This window comes from Planobacterium oryzisoli (assembly GCF_015354315.1).
GTDB lineage: Bacteria > Bacteroidota > Bacteroidia > Flavobacteriales > Weeksellaceae > Planobacterium_A > Planobacterium_A oryzisoli.
In genome coordinates this window covers 1-14,540 of sequence record NZ_JADKYY010000005.1, presented here as the reverse complement: position 1 = coordinate 14,540, position 14,540 = coordinate 1, and the positions used below count along the sequence as shown (strand labels likewise).

Below are 14,540 nucleotides of genomic sequence, written 5' to 3'. Positions count from 1 at the left end.
AAAAGATTGATAGAAATATATTATTAATATGAATCACAAAATTAGTGTAATTGGGCTGGGTTACGTTGGTCTGCCTTTAGCAAGGCTTTTCGCTACTAAATATCATGTAGTAGGATTCGATATCAATGAAAAAAGAGTTTCAGAACTCAATAATGGTCACGATGATACACTGGAAGTTTCTGATGAATTGCTTCAATCCAGTTTAGTCAAAAATAATCCTTCTAAAACGGATAAAGGTTTATTTTGTTCATCAGATGTAAATGATATAAAAGACTCAAACATATATATTATAACTGTTCCTACTCCAGTAGATAAAAATAACCGTCCGGTATTAACACCACTTATAAAAGCAAGTGAAACTGTTGGTAAGGTAATAAAAAAGGGAGATATTGTAATTTATGAATCAACCGTATATCCGGGAGCTACAGAAGAAGATTGTATTCCGGTGGTCGAGAAAGTTTCCGGATTAAAATATAATGAAGATTTCTTTGCGGGTTATTCTCCCGAAAGAATTAATCCGGGAGATAAAGAACATACCGTAGAAAAAATTCTTAAGGTAACTTCAGGTTCTACGCCTGAAGTTGGTAAAATTGTAGATGATATTTACAAATCTGTTATTACTGCCGGAACCCATTTGGCACCAACCATCAAAGTGGCTGAAGCTGCTAAAGTAATTGAAAACTCGCAGCGCGATATCAATATCGCTTTTGTAAACGAATTGGCCAAGATTTTCAACCTAATGGAAATTGATACCCGCGCCGTTTTGGAAGCGGCCGGTACAAAATGGAATTTTCTCCCGTTTAAGCCGGGGTTGGTAGGCGGACACTGCATTGGTGTAGATCCTTATTATCTGGCTCAGAAAGCACAGGAATTCGGTTATCATCCGGAAATCATTTTAGCAGGCCGAAGACTCAACGATTCTATGGGGCAGTATGTGGCTTCACAAGTTGTAAAAACGATGATTAAGAAAAATATTTCAGTGAATGGTGCGGAAGTGCTGATGTTGGGGATTACTTTTAAGGAAAACTGCCCGGATGTACGAAATACCAAAATCGTAGATGTCATTGCTGCATTGGAAGACTATGGGATAAAAGTCACCACTTACGATCCATGGGCAAATCCTGAAGAAGTAAAACACGAATATGGCATTGAATGTGTCTCAACCTTACCTGTCATTGCGAGCGAGTCTGTCATTGCGAGCGAAGCGTCTCACCTTGAGGCTCTCGAAGGGAATGTCACCTTGAGCAATGTCGAAGGGTTGACGGAAACGCCGCAGGCAAGCACCAGCAACGAGAAACAAGAAACCAGCAACCAGTACGACGCCATCGTCCTCGGCGTAGCCCACAAAGAATTCCTCAATCTCAACCTCGGCCTCCACCTGAAGGAAAATGCAGTTGTGTATGATGTAAAGGGAGTTCTTAGTATCGCAGATAATAGCCTATAACAAGACCAGTAATTGTTACAGCAGATATTTTCACAAGTTATTATAATATTAAATTTAAAAGAATGTTTAAAAATAAAACATTATTAATCACAGGAGGAACAGGGTCATTCGGTAATGCAATGTTAAAAGGATTTTTAAATTCAGAACTGAAAGAAATTCGGATTTTCTCTCGAGATGAGAAGAAACAGGAAGATATGAGAATTGAATATAAAAATGACAAACTAAACTTTGTTATTGGAGATATTCGAAACTTTGATGATATAAACCATGCAATGGCAGGTGTAGATTTTGTATTTCATGCTGCAGCACTTAAGCAAGTTCCGTCTTGTGAGTTTTATCCAATGCAAGCTGTGCAAACTAATATACAGGGAGCGGAAAATGTGTTGGAAGCAGCGGCAAGAAATAATGTTTCACGTGTTGTTGTTTTAAGTACGGATAAAGCGGTATATCCTATTAATGCTATGGGTATTTCGAAAGCAATGATGGAAAAGCTTGCCGTCTCAAAAGCAAGAGATCCTAGAGTAAAAATGAACGAAGCAGTAATAACTTCAACACGTTATGGAAATGTAATGTGTTCAAGAGGGTCTATTATACCGTTATTTATTAAACAGATTAAAGAAGGAAAACCTTTAACAATAACTAATCCTAATATGACTCGTTTTATGATGTCATTAGAAGATTCTGTGGATTTGGTAATGTTTGCATTTTTAAATGGACAACCAGGAGATATTTTTGTTCAAAAATCCCCTGCTGCAACGATTGAAACTTTGGCTCAGGCGCTTAAAGAATTATTTAATGCAGATAATGAAATAAAGATTATTGGAGAAAGACATGCAGAAAAAATGTATGAAACACTTTGCTCAAAAGAAGAAATGGCAAAAGCCGAAGACTTAGGAGATTTTTATCGAATCCCTGCAGATTTTAGAGACCTTAACTATACGAAATATATTCAACAAGACGGTCCAAAGCTTTCTATTGACGAATATAATTCTGATAATACGCACAGGCTGGATGTAGAAGAATTAAAGAAATTACTTCTGACTCTAGATTATGTACAAAAAGAATTAGCATCCTAAATTTTAATTTATGTTACCTTTAGTTAAAACATCAATACCAAGCAGAGAATTATTAATGCCTGAATTGGAAAAGGTGTTATATAGTGGCTACGTAGCGCAAGGAGATGTTGTTGAAAAGTTTGAAAGAGAATTTGAAAGCTATATCGGATCTGGTAATACACTTTCACTTAATTCCGGGACTGCGGCATTACATATTGCTTTGATATTGGCAGGTGTTCAAGAAGGAGATGAGGTTATTTCAACACCTCTAACCGCTGAGCCAACAAATGTTGCTATTAAAATGACAGGGGCAAAAATACGATGGGCAGATGTTGATTTAAATACTGGAGGGATTTGTCCCATTTCTATCGAAAATAATATTAATTCCAAAACAAAGGCAATTATTTTTGTGGATTATGCTGGAATTCCTTGTAACATAAAAGCAATTAAGCAAATTTCTGATAAATATAATTTACCAGTCATAGAAGACGCAGCACATGCTTTAGGTGCTATATATGAAGGTAGAAAGCTAGGAAATCATTTTCCATTTACTGTATACTCTTTTCAAGCGATTAAGCACTTAACAACCATAGATGGTGGTGCACTTCAAATCCAAGATGATGAGCTTTATAAAAAGGCAAAAAAAATAAGATGGTTTGGTTTAGATAAAGGCGTCTCACGCTTAGAAAATGATATAAAGTTTCAAGGATATAAGTATCATATGAATAATGTTAATGCTTGTGTTGGGCTCGTGCAATTACAAGGTATTGACAAAATAATTCAAGCCTATATATATAACGGAAAGTACCTCGATGAAAATTTAAGAAATATCCCCGGCGTTGAGTTATTAGAATACTATCCCGATTCTGAACCTTCTTATTGGCTGTATACCGTAAAGGTAGAAAATAGAGAGCGATTGATTAAAAAGTTTGCTGACAATGGGATAATGGCATCAGAGCTTCACAAAAGAAATGATTTACACACTTTTCTAAATGATTTCCCAACAAATCTACCAAATTTAGATATTTTTTATAAAAAAATGCTTCATCTTCCATGTGGATGGTGGGTTACTAAAGAAGATTGTGATAAAATGATTTCAATAATGAAAGAAGGCTGGTAATGATTCCTATTTTTAAACCTTATATGCCTCAAGGTATCGATAGCGACTTAATGACAATTCTACACTCGGGACAACTGTCATATGGTAGGTATGGAAAGGAATTCGAGAATAAACTAAGAAATTATCTTGGCAATGATAGAATTCTTACAACTTCTACTTATAATCAAGCATTATTAATGGTTTTATCAATATTAGATTTAAAACCAGGCGATGAGATAATTGCAAGCCCCGTCAGTTGTCTTGCAAGTAATCAACCCTTTGCTGTGAAAGGATTATCAATCAAATGGATTGATGTAGATCCAAAATCCAGTACAATGGATATTTCCCTATTAAGAAATATGATTACCTCTAAAACTAAAGCAATATTCAACAATATTTTTTGTGGATACGCCGGAGAGCTCGAAGAAATTTATAGAATCGGAAAAGAATTTGGAATCCCAGTTGTAGATGATTGTATTGAAGGCTTTGGCACTAAATATAAAGGTGTTTTTACCGGTAATACTGATGCAGATATTACTGTTTTTTCTTTTCAAACAGTTAGATTGCCGAATACTGTAGATGGGGGAGCACTAGCCTTTAATAATCAGGATTTATTTGAAAAAGCCAAACTTGTAAGAGATTACGGAATAGATCGATCTAATTTTAGATTGAGTAATGGGGAAATTAATCCCGACTGTGATATCACCATGGAAGGTTATGGTGCGACAATGTCTGAAGTAAATTCGTTTATTGGCTTACAACAAATGAATAAGTTAGATGAGCTATTTAAAATTCAATCAGATAATGCCAGGTATTGGACAGACTTTTTCTCAAACAGGACAGATGTGAATAGTCTTACAATATCGGAAAATTGTACTCCGAATTATTGGGTTTATGGAGTTTTAGCTGAAGATAAGCTCGGATTTATTAATGAAATGAAAGATAGTGGATTTTATGCAACAGGAGTCCACATTAATAATAACATATATTCTGTTTTTAATAATAAAATTGATTTGCCCGGAGTCAATGAATTTATGAGAAAATTTGTTGCTATTCCTTCAGGTTGGTGGGTTAATCTAAAAAGTCGAAACAGAAATGGAAATTAAAGTTATAAGGAATAACGACATTGATGAAAAAGTTTTGTTGGATATTGTAAAAATCAAACAAGAATCATGGGACTATTCTACTCAACAACATTTGAAGTGGATGAGTGAAAATCTTATGGAAAATGATCTTCACTTAATGTTATTTCAGAATGATGAACTTATTGCTTATCTAAACCTTGTAGAAGTATATATAGATGAAAAATCAACCAAGATTCCTTTTTGGGGTGTAGGAAATGTTTGTTCAAAATATAAAGGCAGGGGAGATGGTAAAATAATAATGAATGAGGTAAATTCTTATCTAAATAAGAACAGCTTAAAGGGAGTTTTATTTTGTAAAGAAAAATTGGTAGATTTTTATAAAAAAGTTGATTGGCGATTAATAGACAATTTGTATCCCGGCAATAATGATATATATACGATGCTATATAATTATGATGGAGTTACATCAGATTTCCAGTATAATGATCGCCTATTCTAATGAGCTCATATAAGATTATATTAAAAACCACCGGTTTATTTGCAAGTTTAAGGGTTCTTTCTATACTTATAAATATTGCAACCAGTAAACTAATTGCAGTACTCGTAGGAGCTTCTGGTATTGGGTTATATGGTATTTATACTAATGCTTTATCATTAATTACAACTATTTCGGACTTAGGGGTTTCCAAGAGTTCTATTCGAAATATTGCCAAAGCTGAAGGAACCGGAAATAAATCAGAGGTTGAAAAAACAATTTCGTTAGTTTCACAAATTATTTATATTACCGGTGCAATTGGTAGTATAATTACTATCCTTCTTTCGTATCAGATCAGTAAATGGTCTTTTGGAGATTCATCTTATTGGTTATCGTTTGTGCTTTTAGGTATTTGTGTGTTTTTTACAATCTTAAAGAACGGGCAATCTGCTATACTTCAGGGATTAAGAAAGTATAAGTTAATTACCAACAGCACCATATTAAGTTCTTTAATTTCATTTATAATTTCAATACCGTTAATTTATTTTTTTAAGGAAAAAAGTATCGTATATATCATACTTTCAGGAGCATTTATTGCTTTTATCGTTACCAATATTTATCTGAAGAAAATAGATTATCAGCATGCCACCCAAAAAGTAAAATTAACCAAAGAAAATTCTTCAGAACTTATTCGTTTAGGACTGGCGATGATGCTGGTCTCTTTTTTGGTTGCACTTTCCGGCTATATTATCCGTGCTTTTATCAGTAATTACGGTAGCGTAGATGATTTAGGTTTTTTTCAGGCAGGCTTCCAAATTATTTCAGGGTATTTCGGAATTATTTTCACATCGATGACCACAGATTATTTCCCGAGAATTTCGGCAATTCAGGATGATAACGAGAAACTCACTCAGGAAGTGAATCAGCAGGCGATTATTACATTGCTTTTAATCTGTCCATTAGTAGTTATTTTACCTTTTCTAATGCCATTGGTTATCGAAATTCTTTATGCTAAAGGTTTCGAGGCAACCGTAGATTATGTAAATATTGCTTTATTTGGTATTATTTTTCAGGCTGGATCGCAAACAATGGGTATGATATTATTAGCTAAAAACAATGCAAAGGTATTTACAGTTTCTGTTTTTCTTTTCCAAACTATATTTCTTATTTTAAATATTTTAGGATACAAGTATTACGGCATACTTGGGCTTGGCATTACTTTTAGTATTAATATGCTTATACACATTATAGGAGTACAAGTATTGAACTATGTGCTGTACAAAATCAGCTTTAATAAACATTTTTTTATAACATTTGCATTGGTATTATTGTTTGCATTAGCTGCAAACTTTACAATTAGGCTGAATGAAGTATATCAATATGTTTTTGGTGCTGTTATAATATTGGGTAGTTTTGCATTTGTGATGATGCGCCTAAAAAAACTATTAAAAATAAACTCATTTGTTGGATTTATTAAAAACAAACTACGTGGAAGCAATAAAAAAAATGTTTAGAATTGTTCGATTAATCTTTAAGATTAATTGGATTAAAACCCTATATATTAATTTTAAAACACAGAAATTTTCAGATGCTATCAGGTTGCCAATTGTAGTTTTTGGTAGATTAAAACTATATAGCTTAAGAGGAAAAGTAAAAATAAAATATCCGATAAGTTTTGGGATAGTAATTATTGGGAAAGATTTTGATCATTTTCCTAATTCTTTACTTCCAGTTAAATTGCTTGTTAATAATGAGTTAATTTTCAACGGTCCAACTATAATTTCTGGTGGTACAACAATTACATCCTGGACAGGTGTTATTGATATAGGAAAATATACATCAATTGGTTCCGGAAATGTTATTAAAAGCAATGTTAAGATTACAATTGGGGACTATTCAAGAGTTGTTTCCAATTGTGTTTTAATGGATACTAATGTACACTTTGTTATTGATGCAAACAATAGGATTAATAATATTTTTGATGAAATTTTTATTGACAAGTATTGTTGGATTAATGCTGGCACCGTTTTAAGTAAGGGCGCTAGACTCCCAAAGTATACTATAACAGGAAGAAACAGTTATATCAGTAAAGATTTTTCGAAACAAGACGAAGGTTTATTGTTAGTTGGGTCACCCGCAGTTATCAAAGGAAATGGATTTAGAAAAATATTTAATTATAGAAATGAATCATTATTAAAAGAATATTTTTTAAATAATTTAAGCGAAAAATCAATAGACTTAAATTATTTGACTTCTGACATTGACTATATTGAAACAGATATGGATTTCAAATCTTTTTATAAACTTTATTAAAATTTAATGATAATAAGCATAATTATCCCCACAAAAAATCGATATACAACCTTATTTAGCGTTGTAGATATGATATTGTCATTTAATTTAAATGATGATATAGAGGTTGTTATACAAGATAATAGTGATAATAATGAGCAGGCGTTGAAATTTGTTTCAGAACGGAAAGCTTATGCGAATTTAAAGTATTTTCACTCCCATGAGAATCTTTCAGTAATAGAAAATTCTGATAAAGCTGTACTTAATTCCAGTGGAGAATATGTTTGCTTTATAGGAGATGATGATGGGGTAATGCCGAATATTGTAGAGGTTGTAAAGTGGATGAAAGAAAAAGGGTATAAGGCATTAAAATCTTATAAACCAAGATATTATTGGCCAGATCAGAAGTCAAACTTTTTATCCGATAATACTTCAGGGGTACTTAGATATGCAGAATGGAAGAAACAATCTTTCAAAGTTGTAAAAACCAGTATCGCATTAAATAAAACGTTAAATAAAGGAGGGGCAGTATTGAGAAACTTACCATGTTTATATCATGGGATTGTGAAGAGGGAAACATTAAATAAAATATATAAAAAAACAGAAACTTTTTTTCCTGGACCAAGTCCCGATATGGCAAATGCAGTGGCATTAACACAGGTTCTTGATTCTTTTGTATATACAGATTATCCAGTAGTTATTAGTGGAAAGAGTACAAAAAGTACCGGAGGTGCAGGAGTGTTGCATCAGCATGTAGCTAGGATTGAAGAAGTAAAACATTTACCTAGTGATACTTCGGTTAATTGGGACAATAGAATTCCGAAATATTGGACAGGTCCAACAATTTGGGCAGAGTCGGTAATAAAAGCATTGGAAGCTTTTCAAAATTATAAGGCAGTTGAAAGTTTAAATTTTGAATATTTATATGCATTTTTAAAAGTATTTCATAAGAAGCATTCTGAAGAAATATTTAAAAATTTTAAAATTAATAAATCATTGAATTTATATTTTTTAATGACAAAAATTTTTCTATACAGGTTACAAGTTTTTATAAAAAATAGAATTGGAGTAGAGAAACAATTTAATAATATAAAGGATATGAATTCTGCTGTAGATATAATTTCTTCGGTAAAATAATAATTGGATGAGGACCATAAATATTACAGATAAGCTGGCAAATTGGTATGTAATTATATTATTAGTCGGTTTTTTAGTAACCTCTACAACTTCTGTTTTTTTAGGAACAACAGAGGGTGGTTTTTCAGTTGTCTATCGTGCATTTGTTGTAGTATTTTCTTTGTTTTTTTTTCTAAATACTATTTTCTCCAAAAGATTTGTAAAATTATCTATTTATCCTGCGTTGGCTTTTTTGTTTTTTTGGTTTATATATAGTATTAGAATTATTCATGACTTATATTTTAATCCAATAGTTCTTTTTCCGGAAACTACTGCTTCGCATTATTCTTTATTTGCTTTTGGAGTGGTTCTTCTACCTGCAATTTCGGTATATTTTATCGTTTTGACTAGTGAATTGAATATGGGATTTATTTTAAAGTGGGTTTATAAAATCCTGTTTTTATGTGTTTTTGTTACTTTACTATTTCGTTCCGGTTCTGCTTCTGAAGGACGGAATCTTGGAGGCATTAGTATTGGTCTTATATCATATGGTCATTATGCGGCTAGTTTAGTAATTCTTTCTATATTTAATTTGATAAAAACTAAAGTTAAATTTCACCAAAAAATAATTTATTATTTAGGAGTACTTATTGGTTTTAGTGGTATTGTAGTTTCAGCTAGTAAAAGTCCACTTTTAGTACTAGGTTTGGTGCTTACTTTTTTTATAATATTTTGGTATGGTAAGATAAAATCAGCATTTTTATTAATGTTTGTTGCATTGATTATTAACTTCTACTTTATTGAAATTGTTTCAGTTTTTGCCACTTTTTTTAAAAGTAATTTCTTAGAGCGTTTGCTTTATTCGATTGAGATGGGTGAAGACTCGGCGCGAAGTAGATTGCTGGAAGCCGGGTTTATGGATTTTGTTGAAGGACCTCTTTGGGGCAATGCTATGCTAATTCAGCAAAGAGGGTTAGAAGGTAGCTATCCACATAATCTGATAGTTGAAGCATTTATGGCTACTGGGTTATTAGGTGGTTTTTTTTTATTGTTATGGATTATAAAAGGAATTAAGATTTCTATAAATATCATAAAAAAACACTCAGAGCTGACTTGGATAGCATTGTTGTTTTTGCAATATTTTTTGCTTGGCTTATTTTCGAAGAGTTTGTACTCTAATGATTTATTTTGGTTTTGTTCATTGTTGTTACTACTTTCATCTCGTAGATTACCATTAATTAAAAAAATTAGTTTAAAATGAAAGTTTATTTATTTATTTTAATTTTTGCATTTATATCAAATTCTTGTTTTTCACAGAATGTGAAACCCATAGTACAATCACAACGTTATTCAACTACTGCCCAATCTCAAACGGATCATTATTATTACATAGGACGTTCTAATTTTGATAATCAAAATATAGGTATTGTTGATTTAGTTTTGCTAAGAACGGGTATTGAAAATATCATTAAGGATAAGAATTATTCTGGGTATATTATATTAAATATTGAGAATAAAATCTATCAGGAATTAAGGTCAAACCCCATAACGCATATTAATTACAATCAGAATATTAATAGCTTAATAAATATGGTAAAACTCGTAAAGGCCTTAAGACCAAATGCAAAGGTAGCGATTTATAATATTCCTTTTAAATTCAATAATCTTGCTCAAAAAAGACAAAGTGATTATAGCAAACTTTATCCATTATTAAAAGAAGTAGATGTTTTTGCACCATCATTATATATAAATTATGATGAAAAGCAACGGAGTAATGTTTTTTTTCATAACTATGTGACAGATAATTTAAATTTAGCTTTTGAGTATGCTGAAAAACTAAATAAAAAGGTATATCCTTTTGTATGGTATAGAATACATCCTTCAAATAAGGAATATGGTGGTAATATTATGAAACAAAAACAATATGAATTTTATTTAAACTCTATTAAGAAATACAGGTATAAAGACAAAAGAGTGGAAAAAATTATATATTGGGAACCTGCAAAGGAAACATTAGATATTAATACAAAGTTGTCTGAAACGATAAGAATATTAAAATAAGTAGTTAAAAAATAACTCTAAGCAGAGTTTATACAAAAATAATTGATTTATGAAAAATAAAATAGGTGTTATTACCTTTCATGAAAGTATTAATTATGGTGCTTATCTACAGGCTTATGCTCTAACTAATGCTGTAGAAAAGGAAGTAAACATAAGAACGGAATTGGTAAATTATACACCTTTTTACAAAAAATTATTTTATTATGTGAAAGCTTTATCAAAACTTCCAAAAGGAGAATTCATAAAGCATATGAAACAAATTGCTGTTTTTTCAAAGGCTCAAAAACAATTAAAATTATCAAAAAAAATAACAACTAGTAACTATGGAAAACAATGTGATTTTTTAAATAAAAATTATAAAGCGATAATTGTTGGAAGTGATGAGGTTCTTACTGCTGGAAAAAGTAGAATGATGCCCTTTCCTAATATTTATTGGCCTAATGAAAAAGTTACTATTCCAAAATTCACGTATGCAGGATCTGCAAACAGAGCAAACTACACAAAATTACCAATTGAAGATCAAACTATCACAAAAAAAATATTTGAAAACTATCGCTATATAGGAGTAAGAGACTATTATTCTCAAGGACAGGTACTCTCCTTAAATAAGGATTTGAAAACAAATATAAATTGTGATCCTACATTTTTAATGGATTTTAATTTAGAGTTCACTTCTCACAGAGATTCACTTGCTAAGAAGTTCAAAAAGTTGACAGATAAACCAATTATTGCAATTATGACAAAAAATAATAATATAGGTTTAGAAATTAAGAAAAAATTTGGGAAAGAATATTTTCTTTTAGCTGTTTATTATCCTAATGACGGCGCTGATTACTTTATAGCAGATATGTCTCCTCAAGAATGGGCGGTTGGTTTTAGTTTATATGCAGGGTGTGTTACACAATTATTTCATGGAACTGTTTTTTGTCTAAAGAATAACCTGCCATTTGTTTCATTTGATAATAACTCTGACTATGATGGCAGAGCGAGTAAAATATCAGACATTTTATCAAGGTCAGATCTCTTAGAAAATTATTTTAATTTAAGACAGAATCACGTAAAAATAGATAATATGATACTGCAACTAGAAAAAAATCTTGAAAAGCCTCAAAAGGAAAAGATGATTGCCGCAGTAGAGAACCAAAAAAGGTTATTTTATCCATTTATAGACGAATTAAAAAAAGTTCTAAATGATATTAGATAAAATCAAAGTCCTTCACATAGCAAATAGTTATGGAGGAACCGCTGTATTTAAAAATATGTTTCAAAAATTAGATGAAATTTCTATACAGCAAACTATTTTTGTTCCACTTAATAAAGATAATCGATATAGAGTTGGCAGTCATAGAATAGATTTTAAAGAAAAAAAATCACAGATCATTTACAATACCTCATTAAGCTACTTTCATAAATTTCTTTATACTCTGAAAATTTCAACAATTTTCAATCAAATAAGAAAAAATGTGAACGTATCAGGTGTTAATTTAGTTCATGCAAGCACTTTATGTTTAGATGGAGGAGCAGCATATGAAATTTGGAAAAAATATAAAATTCCTTACATTATTTCAGTAAGAGGAACGGATGTTAATTTTTACTATAAAAAGCTTTTTTATAAAAGAAGTTATTTTCATAAAATTTTATTGAATTCATCTAGTATCGTATTTATTTCTCCTTCATTAAAAGATGAATTTATCAAACAAATTCCCCAGAATATTTACGATGTTGTGATAAAAAAAATAAAAATCATTCCTAATGGTGTAGATCCTATTTTTAGTAACAATATTGTTAAACCACATAGAATAGACAACCCTGTCAAAATCTTATATTGTGGTGGAATACAGAAAAATAAAAATATTCACTCTACAATAAATGCTATTGGATTACTACGCGAAAAAGGATTTAATATTGAATATACAATTATTGGTAAAGGTCTTTCACATCGTCGAACTACACAAGAGTACATTAACGAAATAGATAACTATTGTAATGTAAACTCTTGGATCTCAGTGAAAAAAAGTATGAGTAAAGAAGAATTACAAAATGAGATTTCTAAATACGATATTTTTGTAATGCCTTCTTTTAGTGAAACATTTGGCTTGGCTTATGTAGAAGCTTTGTCACAGGGCATCCCAATTATTTACTCAAATGGGCAAGGTTTTGATGGTTTTTTCACAGATGGTTTTGTTGGCTATGGTGTGGATGCAAATAATGTAAATGATATTAGTAATAAAATTAAACTAATTATAGAAAATTATACAAATATCTGTGATAATATAGCTCAATTAGACTTCAACCAGTTTGATTGGGTTAATATCGCAAATACATATAAACAATTGTACTTACTATCAATTAATGAAAAAATATATGGAAGCTAAAATACTATTTGATACCGTTATCTCAAACGACTATTGTATCGGGTGTGGTGTTTGCGCCTTGGTTGATGACTCACCTTTCAGAATTGAATTGGATAAATATGGAAAGCTTGTTGCTACTGCTTCTAAAGAAGCTCTAAGCATAAGTACTGCAAAAGTTTTGGATGTATGTCCGTTTTCTGGAGTTTCTAAAAATGAAGATGAATTAAGCGATATTTTCTTTGATAAGAATATTGGATACACAAAAGAAATAGGAAAATTTATATCCTGCTATGCAGGATATGTAAAAGAAGGTTCGTTTAGAGAAAAAGGAAGTTCAGGAGGATTTGCAAAATGGATTGGATGTGAATTATTAAAAAGAAATAAGATAGATTATTTTGTTCAGTTGCAAGCAAATGAAGATGAATCTCAAACTGATTTGCTGTTCGATTATGCAATTTTTAATGATGCAGAAGCAGTAATTAAAGGCTCTAAATCAGCTTATCACCCGTCAACTCTTGCAAATATTGTAAAGAAGATAAAGGCAATGGAGGGAAGGTTTGCAATCACTGGTGTCCCTTGTAATATAAAAGCAATCAGATTGCTGTCCCTTCAATATCCTGAATTACGAAGCAAGATTAAATATACAATTGGTATTGTATGTGGAGGCATGAAAACTGCTAATTACTCAAAACTTGTTGGTTGGGAGTTAGGAATACATCCTGAGAGCCTTACAAAGATTGATTTTAGAGGAAAATTTGATAATAGACCTGCAAATGAGAAGATTTATAAAGTTTGGTCTACAAATAAAAGACAAGAATCGAGAGATGTAAGTCAAATTTATGGAACGGGTTATGCAGCCGGTTTTTTTAAGCCTAACCCTTGCGATTTTTGTGATGATGTTTTAGCTGAAACTGCGGATATTTCAATTGGTGATGCTTGGTTGAAAAAATACGTAAAAGATCCAAAAGGAACCTCATTAATTGTGGTTAGAAACCAAGAATTACACAAAATATTATCTGATTCGTTGGGTCAAGATACAATTTTTTTAGAATCAATTACTGCTGAAGAAGCAGCCTCTGCACAAGCTGGAGGGTTGAGACACAGACGTGATGGCTTATCACGAAGATTAATGAAGAAAGAAAAAAGAGGAATTTGGGTGCCAACAAAGAGAGTTAAGCCAAATGAATTTGAGATTACATTTAAGCGTAAATTAGTATATGATTTACGTGAAAAAATCGCAAAGAAAAGTCACGTTGCCTTTGTAAAAGCACTTGAAAAAAATGATTTAAAGGTATTTCATAAGATTATGGATCCTTATATTTTAGAATTTGGGATTGTAAACTTTTTTGATCTTGCTCCAAGATTGCCAAGAAGAGTTCTGATGTATATTAAAAGAAAAATAGGAAGATAGTAGTGACTAAGTTGTTTATATTATTAATCATCCTCGTCCGATAAACATTAAGTTATAGATTATTTATTTTTTATCTTATTGCATATCAGTTTATTAATTTTTAATTTTTACTGATTTCCAAAAACAAGCTACCAATTAAAGGACAGTT

The 14,540-nt window shown here is 31.1% G+C and carries 13 protein-coding genes; all 13 read left to right on the top strand.

All coding sequences use genetic code 11. The features are described from left to right. Positions 1-28: 28 nt before the first annotated feature. The 13 genes from IC612_RS04925 (at position 29) to IC612_RS04865 (ending at position 14,392) form a co-directional block, all read left to right on the top strand. On the top strand, positions 29-1,444 hold the full coding sequence (locus tag IC612_RS04925; protein WP_228512886.1) for a nucleotide sugar dehydrogenase: 1,416 nt from the start codon (positions 29-31) through the stop codon (positions 1,442-1,444). 62 nt (positions 1,445-1,506) lie between these two features. Then, positions 1,507-2,520, top strand: a complete 1,014-nt coding sequence (locus tag IC612_RS04920) for a polysaccharide biosynthesis protein (protein ID WP_194739068.1) — start codon at positions 1,507-1,509, stop codon at positions 2,518-2,520. A 10-nt stretch (positions 2,521-2,530) separates the two neighbouring features. Continuing rightward, complete coding sequence (locus tag IC612_RS04915) at positions 2,531-3,619, top strand: DegT/DnrJ/EryC1/StrS family aminotransferase (protein ID WP_194739067.1); 1,089 nt, start codon at positions 2,531-2,533, stop codon at positions 3,617-3,619. Next, a complete protein-coding gene (locus IC612_RS04910) occupies positions 3,619-4,704 on the top strand; it encodes a DegT/DnrJ/EryC1/StrS family aminotransferase (RefSeq protein WP_194739066.1) in 1,086 nt (361 codons plus the stop codon). The genes IC612_RS04915 and IC612_RS04910 overlap by 1 nt, the downstream gene beginning before the upstream one ends. Beyond that, the gene (locus IC612_RS04905; protein ID WP_194739065.1) at positions 4,694-5,182 is read left to right on the top strand and encodes a GNAT family N-acetyltransferase; all 489 of its coding nucleotides are present in this window, start codon (positions 4,694-4,696) and stop codon (positions 5,180-5,182) included. The genes IC612_RS04910 and IC612_RS04905 overlap by 11 nt, the downstream gene beginning before the upstream one ends. Beyond that, positions 5,182-6,672, top strand: a complete 1,491-nt coding sequence (locus tag IC612_RS04900) for an oligosaccharide flippase family protein (protein ID WP_194739064.1) — start codon at positions 5,182-5,184, stop codon at positions 6,670-6,672. Before IC612_RS04905 ends, IC612_RS04900 begins: the two co-directional genes overlap by 1 nt. Continuing rightward, the gene (locus IC612_RS04895; RefSeq protein ID WP_194739063.1) at positions 6,647-7,471 is read left to right on the top strand and encodes an LbetaH domain-containing protein; all 825 of its coding nucleotides are present in this window, start codon (positions 6,647-6,649) and stop codon (positions 7,469-7,471) included. Before IC612_RS04900 ends, IC612_RS04895 begins: the two co-directional genes overlap by 26 nt. Positions 7,472-7,477: 6 nt before the next feature. Continuing rightward, complete coding sequence (locus IC612_RS04890) at positions 7,478-8,587, top strand: glycosyltransferase (protein WP_194739062.1); 1,110 nt, start codon at positions 7,478-7,480, stop codon at positions 8,585-8,587. 7 nt (positions 8,588-8,594) lie between these two features. Then, entirely contained in the window at positions 8,595-9,827 is a 1,233-nt protein-coding gene (locus IC612_RS04885) for a hypothetical protein (RefSeq protein ID WP_194739061.1), read from the top strand. Next, entirely contained in the window at positions 9,824-10,627 is an 804-nt protein-coding gene (locus IC612_RS04880) for a hypothetical protein (RefSeq protein ID WP_194739060.1), read from the top strand. Before IC612_RS04885 ends, IC612_RS04880 begins: the two co-directional genes overlap by 4 nt. Before the next feature lie 49 nt (positions 10,628-10,676). Continuing rightward, positions 10,677-11,831, top strand: a complete 1,155-nt coding sequence (locus IC612_RS04875) for a polysaccharide pyruvyl transferase family protein (protein ID WP_194739059.1) — start codon at positions 10,677-10,679, stop codon at positions 11,829-11,831. Further along, positions 11,818-13,002: a glycosyltransferase family 4 protein gene (locus tag IC612_RS04870; RefSeq protein WP_194739058.1), complete on the top strand. Its 1,185-nt coding sequence runs from the start codon at positions 11,818-11,820 to the stop codon at positions 13,000-13,002. Before IC612_RS04875 ends, IC612_RS04870 begins: the two co-directional genes overlap by 14 nt. Further along, positions 12,980-14,392: a Coenzyme F420 hydrogenase/dehydrogenase, beta subunit C-terminal domain gene (locus IC612_RS04865; protein WP_194739057.1), complete on the top strand. Its 1,413-nt coding sequence runs from the start codon at positions 12,980-12,982 to the stop codon at positions 14,390-14,392. The genes IC612_RS04870 and IC612_RS04865 overlap by 23 nt, the downstream gene beginning before the upstream one ends. Positions 14,393-14,540 lie beyond the last annotated feature (148 nt).